The organism is Paenimyroides baculatum (genome assembly GCF_008629655.1).
Taxonomy (GTDB): domain Bacteria; phylum Bacteroidota; class Bacteroidia; order Flavobacteriales; family Flavobacteriaceae; genus Flavobacterium; species Flavobacterium baculatum.
Map to the genome: position 1 here is coordinate 161,217 of NZ_VWSG01000005.1, position 15,824 is coordinate 177,040.

At 34.9% G+C, this 15,824-nt stretch carries 11 protein-coding genes; 2 read left to right on the forward strand and 9 right to left on the reverse strand.

Going from position 1 to position 15,824, the window contains the following annotated elements:
• Positions 1-37: 37 nt before the first annotated feature.
• On the forward strand, positions 38-688 hold the full coding sequence (locus tag F0460_RS08405) for a hypothetical protein (RefSeq protein WP_150012180.1): 651 nt from the start codon (positions 38-40) through the stop codon (positions 686-688).
• Between the two features lie 48 nt (positions 689-736).
• On the opposite strand, the gene F0460_RS08410 is transcribed toward F0460_RS08405, so the two are convergent.
• The 9 genes from F0460_RS08410 to def form a co-directional block, all read right to left on the reverse strand.
• A complete protein-coding gene (locus F0460_RS08410; RefSeq protein WP_150012182.1) occupies positions 737-2,002 on the reverse strand; it encodes an aminotransferase class I/II-fold pyridoxal phosphate-dependent enzyme in 1,266 nt (421 codons plus the stop codon).
• A gap of 77 nt (positions 2,003-2,079) precedes the next feature.
• Positions 2,080-2,877, reverse strand: a complete 798-nt coding sequence (locus F0460_RS08415; RefSeq protein ID WP_150012184.1) for a hypothetical protein — start codon at positions 2,875-2,877, stop codon at positions 2,080-2,082.
• A 138-nt stretch (positions 2,878-3,015) separates the two neighbouring features.
• Positions 3,016-5,421 carry an alpha-ketoacid dehydrogenase subunit alpha/beta gene (locus F0460_RS08420; RefSeq protein WP_150012186.1) on the reverse strand — a complete coding sequence of 802 codons (2,406 nt, stop codon included), beginning with the start codon at positions 5,419-5,421 and terminating at the stop codon, positions 3,016-3,018.
• A 177-nt stretch (positions 5,422-5,598) separates the two neighbouring features.
• On the reverse strand, positions 5,599-8,583 hold the full coding sequence (gene secDF / locus F0460_RS08425; protein WP_150012188.1) for a protein translocase subunit SecDF: 2,985 nt from the start codon (positions 8,581-8,583) through the stop codon (positions 5,599-5,601).
• 205 nt (positions 8,584-8,788) lie between these two features.
• Positions 8,789-10,729 carry a DNA topoisomerase (ATP-hydrolyzing) subunit B gene (gene gyrB, locus F0460_RS08430; RefSeq protein WP_150012190.1) on the reverse strand — a complete coding sequence of 647 codons (1,941 nt, stop codon included), beginning with the start codon at positions 10,727-10,729 and terminating at the stop codon, positions 8,789-8,791.
• Positions 10,730-10,845: 116 nt separating this feature from the next.
• A complete protein-coding gene (locus F0460_RS08435) occupies positions 10,846-11,292 on the reverse strand; it encodes a hypothetical protein (protein WP_150012192.1) in 447 nt (148 codons plus the stop codon).
• A 209-nt stretch (positions 11,293-11,501) separates the two neighbouring features.
• Positions 11,502-12,284, reverse strand: coding sequence for a nucleoside triphosphate pyrophosphohydrolase (gene mazG / locus F0460_RS08445; RefSeq protein ID WP_150012194.1), 783 nt, complete (start codon positions 12,282-12,284; stop codon positions 11,502-11,504).
• Positions 12,285-12,328: 44 nt separating this feature from the next.
• Complete coding sequence (locus F0460_RS08450) at positions 12,329-12,853, reverse strand: DUF5606 family protein (RefSeq protein WP_150012196.1); 525 nt, start codon at positions 12,851-12,853, stop codon at positions 12,329-12,331.
• Between the two features lie 54 nt (positions 12,854-12,907).
• The gene (def, locus tag F0460_RS08455) at positions 12,908-13,495 is read right to left on the reverse strand and encodes a peptide deformylase (RefSeq protein WP_150012198.1); all 588 of its coding nucleotides are present in this window, start codon (positions 13,493-13,495) and stop codon (positions 12,908-12,910) included.
• A gap of 113 nt (positions 13,496-13,608) precedes the next feature.
• Here def and F0460_RS08460 point away from each other — a divergent pair, with 113 nt between their 5' ends.
• Positions 13,609-15,807 carry an FUSC family protein gene (locus F0460_RS08460; RefSeq protein ID WP_150012200.1) on the forward strand — a complete coding sequence of 733 codons (2,199 nt, stop codon included), beginning with the start codon at positions 13,609-13,611 and terminating at the stop codon, positions 15,805-15,807.
• Positions 15,808-15,824: the final 17 nt, after the last annotated feature.

Here is a 15,824-nt window from a genome sequence, read left to right on the forward strand (position 1 = left end):
AAGCGATACAAAGTCCGCCAGTAAAAAGACGCAAGATGTGAGTGATACTATTGATACCACACTAGTACATGAAGAAAAAGTTGTTGATAATGGTAAACCAAAGAAAGATTTTATTCCAAAAGGATTTGTAGTTTACAGTGAATATTTTGGTGATTTGAATAAAGATGGAATCGACGATTGTGTACTGATTATTAAAGATACCAAACCCGAAAACATTGTTACCAACCGATTTGAATCAGAAGTAGACCGCAATCGTAGAGGAATTGTTGTGCTTTTTAAGAAAGGTAACGGTTATGAATTGGCTGTTAAGAATTACGATTGTTTTTCGTCTGAAAATGAAGATGGTGGCGTTTATTTCGCTCCCGATTTAGATATTCGTCTTGAAAAAGGAAACCTTATTTTACATTATGCACATGGCAGATACGGATATTGGGCATATACTTTCAGACATCAGAACCACGATTTTGAATTGATTGGTTATGATGCAAGTGATAATTTTGGTCCTATTACAGAACGGTTGATAAGTATCAATTTTCTGACCAATAGAAAACTGATAAAAACCAATTTAAATCCACAAGAAGGTGTTGATGAAGAAGTTTTTGAGAGTAAATGGTCTAAAATAGAAGCTGATAAATTGATTAAATTATCAGAGATTGAAGATTTTGATGAGCTTAATATATCCGAATAAAAAACGCCCGATTTGATCGGGCGTTTTTTTATATAATAACTTCAAAAATTATTGAGCTTCCATGTCAACAGTAGTTTCTGCAGCAATCTTTTTGTAAGTTCCATCTAATAATTTTCCGCGAATTGCTTCGAATGCAGATAATGTTTGATCGATATCTTCAAAAGTATGTGACGATGTAGGAATTACACGCAACAAAATGATTCCTTTCGGGATTACCGGATAAACTACAATCGATAAAAAGATTCCGTAGTTTTCACGTAAATCATTCACCATAATCATAGCTTCAGGAATAGATCCTTCTAAATAAACCGGAGTTACACACGTGTTTGTATCGCCAATATTAAACCCACGATCTTTTAAACCATTCTGCAAACGGTTAACATTTTCCCACAACTTGTCTTTTAATTCCGGGTGGTTTCTTAACAATTCCAAACGTTTTAAAGCACCTTTCACCAAAATCATTGGCAACGCTTTTGCAAACATTTGAGAACGTAAGTTGTATTTTAAATAATCGATAATGTCTTTATCGGCAGCAATAAATGCCCCAATTGAAGCCATTGATTTTGCAAATGTAGAAAAGTACACATCGATACCATCCTGACATTCCTGCTCCTCACCTGCTCCTGCTCCTGTTTTTCCTAATGTTCCAAAACCGTGTGCATCATCAACCAACAAACGGAAATTGTATTTTTCTTTTAAAGCAACAATTTCTTTTAATTTACCTTGCTGACCTCGCATACCAAAAACACCTTCGGTAATAACTAAAATACCTCCGTTTTGTTCTGCTGCCATTTTAGTAGCACGCTGTAAATTCTTTTCTAAAGATTCTACATCGTTATGTTTGTAGGTAAAACGTTTACCCATGTGCAAACGAACACCGTCGATAATACATGCATGCGAATCAACATCGTAAACAATTACGTCGTTTTTAGTAACCAAAGCATCAATGGTAGAAACCATTCCCTGGTAACCAAAATTCAACAAATAAGCAGCTTCTTTTTGAACAAAAACAGCTAATTCGTCTTGTAATTTTTCGTGCCAATCTGTATGTCCAGACATCATACGTGCGCCCATAGGATAGGCTGCACCAAATTCTGCCGCTGCATCAGCATCTGCTTTCATTACTTCAGGATGCGTAGCCAAACCTAAATAGTCGTTTATAGACCAGTTTAAAACTTCTTTTCCTTGAAACTGCATTCTTGGTCCTAATTTCCCTTCTAATTTAGGAAATACAAAGTAACCTTCTGCCTGTGAAGCCCATTTACCTAACGGACCTTTATTATCGTGAATTCTTTCAAATAAATCTTTAACCATTTTATTTGTTTTTTAAAACCGTGCAAAGTTAGTGAATTTTTTAATGTAATGTATTTAATTTAATCTGGTTGCAACAATTAAAATTTTAAATAATGTACCACCGTAATACCAACCACCAAATAACTGTAAAGTAAAATAAGTAAAATAATATAGGCTGATTTTTGTTCTTTTATATTTGATGATTTTACTGCTGCTGCCAATTGTTTAAATCGATAAATACAATAAACCGTAAACGATACAAACAGAATGTACGTTATTAACAACGTAATTTGAAAACCTATGGAATGACGCAGTGCAAAGGCATCGTTCCCTTTAAAGACCTTCATTTTATCTTTTGACGGATGCTGATACACATTAATCGCTTTTTTATTGATCAATTTATTTAAACTGCGACTGTGGATGTAATCCAGCTCATTTTCGATTGTTTTTTTACTGAACAACGGCTCAAATCCTAAAATAGCGTAATGCTTGATTTCTTCGCCTTTAATTTGAATTTTTCCATACTCATCAATATAATTTACAGATATAGAAGTATATTCTTTCTCTAAAAAATTAAATGGTGTGGATACTTTTTGAGTTACCGATTTTTCTACTGAAACAATCTCTAGTTTTTGCCAGCGCGGATGCGAAATTTTAAACTCGATCGATCTGAAAAAAGGCGAAAAAGTATAAAATAAAGTAAAAATCGACGTAAAAGTTAAGAATAGATTTAAAAATTGTGTGTCGGATCTTTTGCGTGTTCCAAAAAAAGCACGATCGATAATCACAATCATAAAACTGATTACAAAACCGTAAATAAATAAGCGTACGCTGTTTAGCAATACAAAAACTAAAAACAGCACCCAGATTATAATTTTAAACGGATTGTATTTCATTATAGATTAATAATTTATCAAATATAAAAAAAAGCACCTAAATAAGGTGCTTAATGTAATAGAAACTATTCATGATAAAGTGAAAAATAAACGATTAACAAGTTAGTCTATCATCTTTCGCCTTTTTATCTTATATGTTTAGTATAAACTTGGATATTTTTTTGGATTAGCTTCACCCATAATTGCATACACTTTTTCGAAAACATCTTCTACAGATGGCTTAGAGAAATAATCACCATCAGTTCCATAAGACGGTCTGTGTGGTTTTGCAGCCAATGTTTCTGGTTTGCTGTCTAAAAATTTGTATCCTTCTTGAACATCTACAATCTGTTGTAAGATATAAGCCGACGCACCACCAGGAACATCTTCATCTACCACCAACAGACGATTTGTTTTTTGAAGCGATTTTACACAATCGTGGTTTTTATCGAATGGTAATAAAGATTGGGCGTCGATAATTTCAACATCAATACCGATTTCCATCAATTCTTTTGCAGCTTGCTCAACAATTCTTAAGGTAGATCCGTAAGAAACAATTGTTAAATCAGTTCCTTGCTTTACGGTTTCAATCACACCAATCGGCGTAGTAAATTCACCAATATTATTAGGCATTTTCTCTTTTAAACGGTATCCGTTCAAACATTCAATAACCAACGCAGGTTCATCGCCTTTTAACAATGTATTGTAAAAACCAGCAGCTTTTGTCATACTTCTTGGAACTAAAACGTGCATACCGCGAATGGCATTAATGATCATTCCCATTGGCGAACCCGAATGCCAGATACCTTCTAATCGGTGACCACGCGTACGAACAATAAGCGGTGCTTTTTGTTTACCGGCAGTTCTGTATTGAACCGTTGCCAAATCGTCGCTCATAATCTGCAAAGCGTACAATAAATAATCTAAATACTGGATTTCTGCAATTGGACGTAAACCGCGCATTGCCATACCAATTCCCTGACCTAAAATACTTGCTTCGCGAATTCCCGCATCGGAAACTCTAGCTTCACCGTATTTTTCCTGTAAACCTTCTAAACCTTGATTCACATCACCAATATTTCCAGAATCTTCTCCGAAAATTAATGTTTCAGGATAGGTTTCGAATATCTTATCGAAATTATTACGGATGATTAAACGTGCATCAACTATTTCTGAATTTTCATCGTAAACAGGTAAAATTTCTTCTACATTTTCTGCCTTTCCTGCTGATTGCGACATTAAATGCGAACTGAATTTTGGTTGAATTTCGTTGGTATAATTCTTAACCCACGTTGCTAAAGCACTCTGACCAGCTTCGCCAATAACCATACGTAAAATTTTACGTGCAGTTGTTAAATTATCTTTGCGGATTGGTTCTTTGATACTGCTTAAATCGGCAATCATTTTTTCGATAAACACTTTGTTTGCCGATGATGATGCTACTTGATTTAAAACTTCAACTAACGCTGTTCTTTCTTCTTTTATAGGATTCAAATATGCTTCCCAAGCTGCTTTTTTACCTGCTAAAACCTCTTTTTTCAATTCGGCATCTAACGTATCTAATTCTTCGCTTGTAGCAATATTATTGTCGATCATCCAAGAACGCATTTTAACCACACAGTCAAAATCGCCTTCCCACTGTAAACGGTCTGCAGATTTGTAACGTTCGTGCGAGCCAGAAGTTGAGTGACCTTGCGGTTGCGTTAATTCCTTAACGTGAATTAAAACCGGAATATGGTTTGTACGAGCAATTTGCGCTGCTTTTGCGTACGTATCAACCAAGGCAGGATAATCCCAACCAAGAACGGTTAAAACTTCGTATCCGTTGGTATCTTCTTCTTTCTGGAATCCTTTTAAAATTTCAGAAATACTTTCTTTTGTTGTTTGATGGCGTGCATGAACCGAAATTCCGTACATATCGTCCCAAACACTCATTACCATTGGCACCTGCAATACACCTGCTGCGTTGATTGTTTCGAAAAACAATCCTTCAGAAGTTGATGCGTTACCAATTGTTCCCCAAGCAACTTCGTTACCGTCTACAGAGAATTTTTGATTTTTATCTGCATTTGGGAATTCACGATAAATTTTTGATGCTTGAGCCAAACCTAATAAACGAGGCATTTGACCCGCTGTTGGAGAAATATCTGAACTTGAATTTTTTTGTTGTGTAAGATTTTTCCACTCGCCGTTTTCGTCTAAACTGTGTGTAGCAAAATGCCCACCCATTTGACGACCACCAGACATTGGATCTTGGGTAATATCGGCATGGCCGTATAATCCTGCAAAAAACTGCTGGATGTTTAACGCGCCAATAGCCATCATAAAGGTTTGATCGCGGTAGTAACCCGAACGGAAATCTCCGTTTTTAAAAGCCTTTGCCATTGCCAGCTGTGGAACTTCTTTTCCGTCGCCAAAAATACCAAACTTTGCCTTTCCGGTTAAAACCTCTTTTCGACCTAACAAACTACATTCACGTGATGTGCGTGCTGTTGTATAATCGTTTAAAACCTCTTTTTTAAAGTCTTCAAAAGTTAAAGCTTCCTTTGTAGTTGCCTGATTCATATTATATAGAAACTGTTTGAAACAAAATGTAATTATTTACGAAATTACACAATCAATCGCTAAAAAACTAATTTTTTTTAAATTTATCTCTGTCGAATTATAATTTCACTACCATTTCAATAAAAACAAAAGTCGCTCAAATTGAGCGACTTTTTATTGTATGAATACTAAAAAAGCTTATTCTGCTTCTTGAGTATTTTCTTGTTTGTTCTGTAATGCAGCCGCACGTTCACGTTCTGCAGAACCTTTAATAGTATCAACCAAAATTGGAGTTGAAATAAATAACGATGAGTACGTACCTACACCAATACCTAATAACATTGCAAATACAAATCCACGGATTGATTCACCACCAAAAATAAACATGATTAATAATACCACGATTACAGTTGCAGATGTATTGAATGTTCTTGATAAAGTAGTGTTGATCGATTTATTTACTACTTCTTCAAAAGATCCTTCTGTATCACCTTTAATGTACTCACGTACACGGTCAAATACAATTACGGTATCGTTCAAAGAGTAACCAATTACGGTAAGCAATGCTGCTACTAATGATTGATCAACCTCCATATTAAACGGTGCAAATTTGTAGAAGAACGAATAAACTCCTAAAACAAACAACGCATCGTGTGCTACTGCTGCAACCGCACCTAATGAATACTGCCATCTGCGGAATGATATTGCCAAGTAAACAAATACAATTAACAATGCACCACCAACTGCCCAGTAAGCATCAGTCTTAACGTCTTTTGCAACGGTTGGACCAACTTTTGAAGCTTGTACAATACCCAAACCACTAGCTTCAGGATGTGTAAACTGCTCATAAGTTAACGGAGTTTTAAAGAAAGGCTTTAAATTGTTGTACAATACCTGATTTACCTCTAGGTCAACTTTAGTACCTTCTTCTTCTACTCTATATTTTGTAGTGATTTTTAATTTGTCACGATCTCCAAAAACTTTAGCCTCAACATTACTGTCGAATTCTTGAGATAATTTGTTTGAAACCGCTGAAGCATCCACTTCATTATCAAATTGAACCTGGAATGTTCTACCACCGGTAAAATCGGTTCCGTAATTCAATCCGTTAAAGAATAATGTAGCAATACACAATAACATAGTAATTGATGTAAAAATATAGGCGATTTTCTTTTTTCCAATGAAATCGAAATTCATATTTGTAAACCAGTTACGCGTAATTTTTGTACTGAAAGCTAATTTAGAATCTCTTGCTGCCGCTGTATCAACCAAAATTCTGGTAATAACAATTGCAGTAAATAATGATGTTACGATACCAATTAATAAGGTAACCGCAAATCCTTTAATAGGTCCTGAACCAAAAATAACCAACACGATACCTGTTAAAGCGGTTGTAACGTTTGCATCTACGATAGCAGACATTGCACCACTCCAAGAGAATGAATGTTTGATAGCTTCTTTAGCCGAATGACCTTCACGAAGCGATTCTTTAGCCCTTTCGTAAATAAGAATATTAGTATCTACAGCTGTACCAATTGTTAAAACGATACCTGCAATACCTGGTAATGTTAACACAAAACCAAATGCAGTAAATACAGCAAATAAGAACAATAAGTTAACTGCCAAGGCAATGTTTGCGAACCAACCTGCTTTACCGTAGAAGAAAACCATCCACGCTGCAATGATGAACAAACCTACTAATGACGACATAATACCAGCATCGATAGCTGCTTGACCTAATGATGGTCCAACAATTTCAGATGAAACGATATCTGCAGAAGCTGGTAATTTACCTGCTTTTAAGATGTTTGCTAAATCTTTTGTTTCTTGAACAGTGAAATCACCAGATATACTTGAACTACCACCTGCAATTGGCCCTGTAGTTACACCCGGAGCCGAGTACACGATATCATCCAATACAATAGCAATGTTTGATTGCTGGCTGTGTGCTTTACCTGTTAATGCTTCCCAGATTTTAGCTCCGTTTGCATCCATCTGCATAGAAACAACCGGTTTACCTGTAACCTGATCGTAATCGTCACGAGCTTCGGTAACAACAGATCCTGATAATGGCGGAATGTTTTGTGCGTTACCTTTTAAAGCATATAGTTCAACAATGTTTGAATTCTTTTTAGCTTTTCCCCAAGCAAATTTCACATGACGTAATTCGCCACTTAACAAACCTCTAACCTGTTGATCTTTTAAATAGGTGTTGATTTGTGCCGTATCTTTAGTTGCAAAAAATGCAATGATAGGCGAACCTTGATAACCCGGAGCTTGGATTAAAGAGATAATTGGTCCTAAATCTTGTGTTTTATTCGCAGTTGTATCTTTAGAAACACCTGTTAATAATTTATCAACATCGCTTTTTGGTGCTGCCGTTGCAGTAGTATCTGTTGCAACTGCTGCCGGTTTTGCTGCCTTATCTTTTAAAACATTGTTGGCAGCCATTAAAAACTGTCCAACTTCGTCACCTTTATACGTTTCCCAGAACTCTAACTGTGCTGTTGACTGTAATAAGTTTTTGATACGATCGATATCTTTCGCACCCGGTAATTCAACCAAAATTCTGCCCGATTCACCAACCATTTGAATTGTTGGAGAAACCACACCAAATTTATCGATACGCTCACCAATAACTTTGTAGGCACTTTCTACTGATTCTTTTACCTTTTTGCTTAAAATTGTTTTTACCTGAGCATCGCTCATAGAAGTGTTGATTTCCTGTAAATTTCTGTTTGCAAAAATTTCCGAAGAAGCCAATTTCACTTTTCCGCCAGATATTTTATCGAAAGATTCATAGAACGATTCTAAAAATGTTTGATTTCCTTCACGATTTTTCTCCGCTTCCGCGATCGCCTGATTGAAAACTGCATTTTTTGAATCGTTAGACAATCCTTTTAAAATGTCTTTTACAGAAATTTGAAGCATCACATTGACACCACCTTCTAAATCCAAACCTTTTTGAATTTGCTTTGAACGCACTTCAGCAAAAGTTTGACCTAAATAAACCTTTTCGTTTGCAATTGAATCTAAATAACGAGATTCTTTGGTTAAATCACCATTGGCAAATTCTTTTGCCTTACTCTCGTAATGATTCGTAACAAACGTAAAGGACAATTGGTAAATACTTACCAACGCAAAAACAATCGCAATAAACTTAACGAGTCCCTTATTCTGCATTTTTAAAAAATTAATAGTTTTTAAATGATTTTGTTCTATGGATTTTTAAGTAGAAAAACGAAAAAATTATATAAAACGGACAAATATATAACTTCACAAAAGATTTAACAATAAAAAAAGGTGTTTATTTGAACACCTTTTTAGATTTTATTAACAATTTTATAGAAATAAAAAAACCAGCTAATAGCTGGTTTTTGATATATTATTAAGCATCAATTTTTGCATAAACTGCATTTTTCTCGATAAATTCTCTTCGTGGTGGAACTTCATCGCCCATCAACATAGAAAAAACTCGGTCTGCTTCACCTAAATTATCAACGGTAATCTGGCGTAAAGTTCTAAATTCAGGATTCATTGTAGTTTCCCACAACTGTTCTGCATTCATCTCTCCTAAACCTTTATATCGCTGAACCGATGAACCCTGACCTAATTGCTCCATGAATCCCAAACGTTCTTCATCGTTCCATGCATAGTGCTTTTTGGTACCTTTTTTTACCATGTACAATGGCGGCGTTGCAATATAAACACAACCTTTTTCAATTAATTCACGCATGTAGCGGAACAAGAACGTTAAAATTAAAGTAGCAATGTGGCTACCGTCAACATCGGCATCACACATAATAACTACTTTATGGTAACGCAATTTAGAAAGGTTTAACGCTTTGCTGTCTTCTTCGGTTCCTATGGTAACACCTAAAGCTGTATAAATATTTCGGATCTCTTCGTTTTCGAACACTTTGTGCCCCATTGCTTTTTCAACATTCAAGATTTTACCACGTAACGGCATAATTGCCTGAAAATTACGGTCACGACCTTGTTTTGCAGTTCCACCTGCGGAATCTCCCTCGACAAAGAAAATCTCACATTTTTCAGGATTTTGCTCTGAACAGTCAGAAAGTTTACCAGGTAAACCACCACCGCTCATAACCGTTTTACGCTGCACCATTTCGCGGGCTTTTTTAGCTGCATGGCGTGCCTGTGCTGCTAAAATAACTTTTTGAACGATGATTTTTGCGTCTTGCGGATTTTCTTCCAAATAAGCTTCCAACATATCGGCAACACCTTGCGATACCGGAGAAACCACTTCACGGTTTCCTAGTTTTGCTTTGGTTTGTCCTTCAAACTGAGGTTCCATTACCTTAACAGAGATAATTGCCGTTAAACCTTCACGGAAATCGTCACCCGAAATTTCGAATTTCAATTTTTCCAGTAATCCTGAAGCATCGGCATATTTTTTCAAAGTACGGGTTAATCCCATACGGAAACCTTGTAAGTGGGTTCCACCTTCGTGCGTATTGATGTTGTTTACGTACGAATAAATATTTTCTGAATAACTATCGTTATAAATCAAGGCAACTTCTACAGGAATTTCGCCTTTTTCACTTTCCATATTAATTACATGGCTAATGATCGGAGTACGGTTTCCATCTAAAAAGCGAACATATTCACTTAATCCTTCGGTTGAATGAAAAATTTCGTGTTTTGCTTTTCCTTCTTCATCAACATCGCGCAAATCTGTAAGTGTAATGGTAATTCCTTTATTAAGGAACGACAATTCACGTAAACGTGCCGCCAATGTATCGTATGAATATTCTAAAGTATGCGTAAAAATAGAAGCATCGGGCTTAAAAGTAACTTTTGTTCCTGTAATGTTTGTTTCGCCAATTGGGCGTGCAGGATAGATTGCCTTACCACGCTCATATTCTTGCTCCCAAACTTTACCATCGCGGTGTACTTCGGCACGTAAATGATCAGATAAAGCGTTTACACACGATACACCTACCCCGTGTAATCCACCAGAAACTTTGTAAGAATCTTTATCGAATTTACCACCTGCACCAATTTTTGTCATTACAACTTCCAACGCAGATACGCCTTCTTTTTTGTGCATATCTACCGGAATTCCACGACCGTTATCTTGAACCGAAACAGAATTATCTTGATTAATAATTACCTGAATAGAATCACAGTGACCCGCCAAAGCTTCGTCAATAGAGTTATCTACAACTTCGTAAACCAAATGGTGCAAACCGCGAACGCCCACATCGCCAATGTACATTGACGGACGCATACGTACATGCTCCATTCCTTCTAATGCCTGAATACTATCGGCAGAATACGAATTTTTCTTTATTTCTTCACTCATAATAATATGTGTACTAAATAATAAACTTAACTACAAATATACGAAATTTTAGCGAATTTCTTATATCTAATAGCATTTATTCTTTGTGTAGTTATGAACACTTAAAATACACTAAACTAGAAAATTTCAACTATTTTGTGCGAAATATTATTAAAGGTGACCTCTATCCCAACTTCCTTATTCAATAAATGTTGAATTAAAGGTGCATGTATCGACACGCAAAAAACCTTTATATCTTTATAGGTAACTGGCTGAATTGGAACACTTAAATAAAAAACAGCTTTATTTGTTTTAACGATTGATCCCAACACCACTTTTTCAATTGTTTTGTTTTCTGATAATTTTAAAGTAATTTGCTGCATATCTAAAAACTCCATTAACTTGGTGTTTAATTTTTCTTGCTCTAGATGCATCATTGCCAAACCTGTTTCGTGTTTATCGCCGGCAGAACTTTTGGCGTCGTTCTGTGCATCTTCTGATAAAGACGAAATTTGATTTTGTATGACTTCAATCTGCTTGTTTAAAGTATCTAAAATCAGTTGTTTTAATTCTTTTCTATGCATAAAAAATAAAAAGCCCTTTTCAGAGCTTTTTGGTTTGTTATTATTTATACTTTTTTTATTACATAAACTTCCCTAATATCCAGTATAAAATAATAAATACAATAATGGTTCCAAAGCAGCCAAAACCGGCTTTCTTTGCGCCCCAACCAGCTAACAGCGCTCTTAATAAATCTTTCATAGCTTAAATTTTATTTAAATATATGAAATTTTTATTGCGATTCAAACTTTTTTACTTCGTTCCAATAAACATCTAATTCTTTTAAAGGTAGGTCGCCAATTGTTTTAGAATCCTGCTTTATTAATTCTTCCATTCTGGTAAATCGGCGAATAAATTTCTGATTGGTTTTATTCAACGCCTCTTCCGGATTGATATTACAAAAACGAGCGTAATTAATCAGTGCAAATAATACATCGCCAAATTCCTGTTCCTGTCTTTCGAAATCGTTATTAGCAACTTCAACCTTGAACTCATTCAGTTCTTCTTCAACCTTTGCCCAAACATCTTCTTTATTATCCCAATCGAAACCTACACCTTTTACTTTATCCTGTATACGGAATGCTTTAATTATTGCCGGAAGCGATTTTGGAACGCCACTTAAAACAGATTTGTTGCCTTCTTTCAACTTTAATTTTTCCCAATTCTCCAGAACAGCTTTTTCATCTTCGGCAACGGCATCTCCATAAATATGGGGATGTCTGCTGATTAATTTTTCGCTGATTCCCTTACACACCGCTTCAATATCAAACGAATTTGTTTCACTGCCAATTTTAGAATAAAAAACAATGTGAAGTAAAAGATCGCCTAATTCCTTTTTAATTTCGGTTGTATCGTTATCGGTAATAGCATCGTTCAATTCATAAACTTCTTCAATAGTCAAATGCTTTAACGATTGAAAGGTCTGTTTTTGATCCCACGGACATTTTTCACGCAAATCGTCCATTATATCTAACAATTCTTCGAATGCTTTTAATTGTGCTGCTCTGTTGTTCATAATAAAACGGTGTAAAAAAACCGGCAAAATAGCCGGTTTAAATATTATTCTTTATCTTCTGTTTTCTTTTTTGTTGCGCGCTTTGCTTTTGGCTTTTCTTCAACAACTTCAGCTTCTACAGTTTCCTGCTCTTCTGTATTGTTATTGATTGTAACTGTACCAGTTGTTGTAACTGACGGTGCTGTTAAAGCTGCAATGTAATTAGCTTGCTGTAAAATGTTGTACCAGTTTAATACTTTTTTAATGTCTGATACATAAACGCGGTCACGATCGAAATCTGGAACTACTTCACCGAAATAAGCCATTAAATCGTTGTTTGTTGCTTTATGATCTAAAGCTGGTCCGTTGTTTTCTTTGGTTGCAATTTTTGCAAAAACTTCGAATAATTTTAATTCTCCTGTTTCTGTATAGATCGAAATTTCTGATAACAAGCTTACATTGCTGCGTAAACCAACTGTTAATCTTTTTCCGTCAATTAATGATTCTGCAATAAATCCTGATCTTGTTTGGATTTTCAATTCGTATAATCCTGGTTTTCCAGATATAGCTAAAACTTTCTCTACGCTCATTATTTTATTTTTTTCAAGGTCACAAATATCCTAATTTGAATTTAATATCCAAAATTATCTACCTTTTTTGTTTATAAATTTCATTTTGTAATCGGGATAAACTTTCCCTTCCATAATATTCTGTAATCGTTTGCTGTTTAATTTCTTCTTTAATGTAGAAATTTTATCGGTAAACAACACACCTTCTATATGGTCGTACTCATGCTGAATTACACGCGCTGCGTATCCTGAAAAATCTTTAACGTGTTTTTCAAAATTCTCGTCGTAATATTCAACGGTGATATTCGGTTTGCGGTACACATCTTCACGAACACCTGGAATACTTAAACATCCTTCGTTAAAAGACCATTCTTCGCCTTCTTCCTTCAAAATTTTTGCATTAATAAAGGTACAGCTGAAATTCGATAGAAAATCGCGCTCGCTTTCAGGCAAATCTTCATCTTCGCCAAAAGGTTTGGTATCTACAACAAATAAACGAACGGGTAAACCTATCTGCGGGGCTGCCAAACCTACGCCATAAGCATTATCCATAGTATCGTACATATTGTTAATAAGCTCTTTTAACTGCGGATAATCTTTAGAAATTTCTTCGCATTCTTTACGTAAAACCGGATCGCCGTAACCTACAATAGGTAAAATCATTGTTTCGTATTTTAAATATTGATGCAAATTTACAAAATATACTAAAGTTTGCAGCTAATTAATTAACTTTAATGTTTGTATAAGCCCACTTTTTATTAAATGATCTTTTTATAATGTTCGATAAATTATTCTTGAAATTTGGTGATAATCAGTTTTATAACGCAATTAAGATTACGTTTACTGCCATTGTTGCCTTTTTTATTTTTTACAGTTCTGCCGATTTTACCGCAGCTTTTACTGTTACTTTAGGCGCTTTGCTGTGTGCTCCTATTGATATATCGAGCAATTTTAAGCATAAAATTATAGGTTTGCTGCTGGTTTCGTTCTTAATTCCCATTATTTCATTTTCGTTAACCTACACCTATCCGTACTTTTATATTTTCGCGCCGCTTTTTTGCGTGCTTGTATTTTTATCGGCATTTATATCGCTTTTTGGTCACAGAGCCAATTTGTTGTCATTTACATTGTTGTTAACGATCAGTTTATCATTTATTCATCATGATGAACCTGAAATTTTACTTCAAAACTGTCTGTATTTATTATTAGGTGGATTGTTTTACACATTGATATCGATTGTTTTCTATTTTATCAAACCAAACCGATACATAAATCTTGAAGTTGCCGAATGTATTGAAATTACCGGTGAATATTTAGAATTACGTTCGAAATTATGGGTTTTGAATGCCGATAGAGAAAAAATCAACAGACAAATGTTGGAGAAGCAAGTCAGGATTAACGAACTGCACGAACATATTCGCGAATACTTGGTTTATAATAAAGCACGCACATTAAACTCTAACAACAACAGAAAACTATTGGTTGCATTGTCGTCATTGGTTGATATTTTAGAATTAGCGATGGCAAATACGTTCAATCATAAAGAATTTATCGAGTTTTTTAAAGAAGATGGTTCTATTTTAGCCGAATATAAAACGTTGGCAAATAGTTTTTCGATCACTTTAAAAAGTTTGGCTTTTCATATCAAAACAAATAAAAAGCACCATTCAACCGGAAGTTTGGCTAACGATTTTAAAAAGCTGAAACTGCGAATAAACGATTACGTTAAAAATCAGAATATATCAATTTACGATGAAAATGCGGTTAATGTAAACAATTTGCTTTTTTATGCCGATAAACAGATCGAAAAGATAAAAGGCTTGGAACGTGTGTATAAAGAACGTGTAAACGCCGATGAATTAAGAGGAAAGTATCGTGATTTAGAAAAATTTTTTACACCAGAACATTATCGTTTAAAAACGTTTTTAGATCATTTAAACTTTAAATCGTCCACTTTTAGATATGCTTTGCGCATTACCCTAACCATGTTTCTAGGATTGATTGTTGGCAATATTTTTAATTTCGAAAATGCCTATTGGATTTTACTGACCATTGTGGTAATTATGCGCCCCGGTTATGGTTTAACAAAACAACGATCTACACATAGGGTTATTGGAACGATTATCGGCGGAATTTTAGGAATTTCGGCGCTGATTTTAATCGACAGTAATATTGCATTGAGCGTGCTGGCAATTATTTCGATGCTTTTGGGATATTGGTTTTCGGGTATCGATTATAAAGTCGGTGTAACTTTTGTAACCTTTTACGTGATTTTAATTTACGGATTGCTTACAGATAATGCAGAAACACAACTGGTTTATCGAATTTTAGATACGGTCGTCGGCGCACTTCTAGCCTTTCTAGCTACCAGATTCGTGTGGCCAACATGGGAACTGAATTCTATGAATATTCATTTGGAAAATTCTTTGAAAGCCATAAAATTGTATATTATTGAAGTAAAGTATTATTATATAAAGAAAGGCGAACCCACTACATCTTACAAAATAGCTCGAAAAAATGCGTTTATTGAAGTTGGAAATTTAATGGCAAGTTTTCAACGAATGATACAGGAACCTAAAGGTAAACAAGTAAACCGAGCAGAATTATACGAATTAACCGTTTTAAATCAAACCTTGGTTTCATCGGCAGCAAGTATTGGAACGTATATTCAGTTTCACAAAACTACCGAAGCTTCAAAAGCGTTTAAACTGGTTATGGATTACATTAATAATAATTTAAGTCAGTCGTTACATAATTTGGATTTTGATGCCGAAATAACGTCTGATATCGAAGAAGATTTTAAAATCAGCATTACCGAATTAAAAGCCATTCGCAGACAAGAAGTTGAAAAGTTGGATATTAACGAAGCTTCTAAAATTCAAAAATTAGAAGAATCTCAATTAATCATCGACCAATTAATATGGATGAGCAACTTATCAGAAAAAATAGAGAAAACTACGTTGAAAATGAAGTAACTATTTAACGGTCTTTA

What these genes read in the sequence shown, in the direction of transcription:
- def (WP_150012198.1), bottom strand. Translation starts at nt 13,495, where the DNA reads ATGATTTTACCTATTGTAGGTTACGGCGATCCGGTTTTACGTAAAGAA.
- secDF (WP_150012188.1), bottom strand. Translation starts at nt 8,583, where the DNA reads ATGCAGAATAAGGGACTCGTTAAGTTTATTGCGATTGTTTTTGCGTTG.
- F0460_RS08435 (WP_150012192.1), bottom strand. Translation starts at nt 11,292, where the DNA reads ATGCATAGAAAAGAATTAAAACAACTGATTTTAGATACTTTAAACAAG.
- F0460_RS08450 (WP_150012196.1), bottom strand. Translation starts at nt 12,853, where the DNA reads ATGAGCGTAGAGAAAGTTTTAGCTATATCTGGAAAACCAGGATTATAC.
- gyrB (WP_150012190.1), bottom strand. Translation starts at nt 10,729, where the DNA reads ATGAGTGAAGAAATAAAGAAAAATTCGTATTCTGCCGATAGTATTCAG.
- mazG (WP_150012194.1), bottom strand. Translation starts at nt 12,284, where the DNA reads ATGAACAACAGAGCAGCACAATTAAAAGCATTCGAAGAATTGTTAGAT.
- F0460_RS08460 (WP_150012200.1), top strand. Translation starts at nt 13,609, where the DNA reads ATGTTCGATAAATTATTCTTGAAATTTGGTGATAATCAGTTTTATAAC.
- F0460_RS08415 (WP_150012184.1), bottom strand. Translation starts at nt 2,877, where the DNA reads ATGAAATACAATCCGTTTAAAATTATAATCTGGGTGCTGTTTTTAGTT.
- F0460_RS08420 (WP_150012186.1), bottom strand. Translation starts at nt 5,421, where the DNA reads ATGAATCAGGCAACTACAAAGGAAGCTTTAACTTTTGAAGACTTTAAA.
- F0460_RS08410 (WP_150012182.1), bottom strand. Translation starts at nt 2,002, where the DNA reads ATGGTTAAAGATTTATTTGAAAGAATTCACGATAATAAAGGTCCGTTA.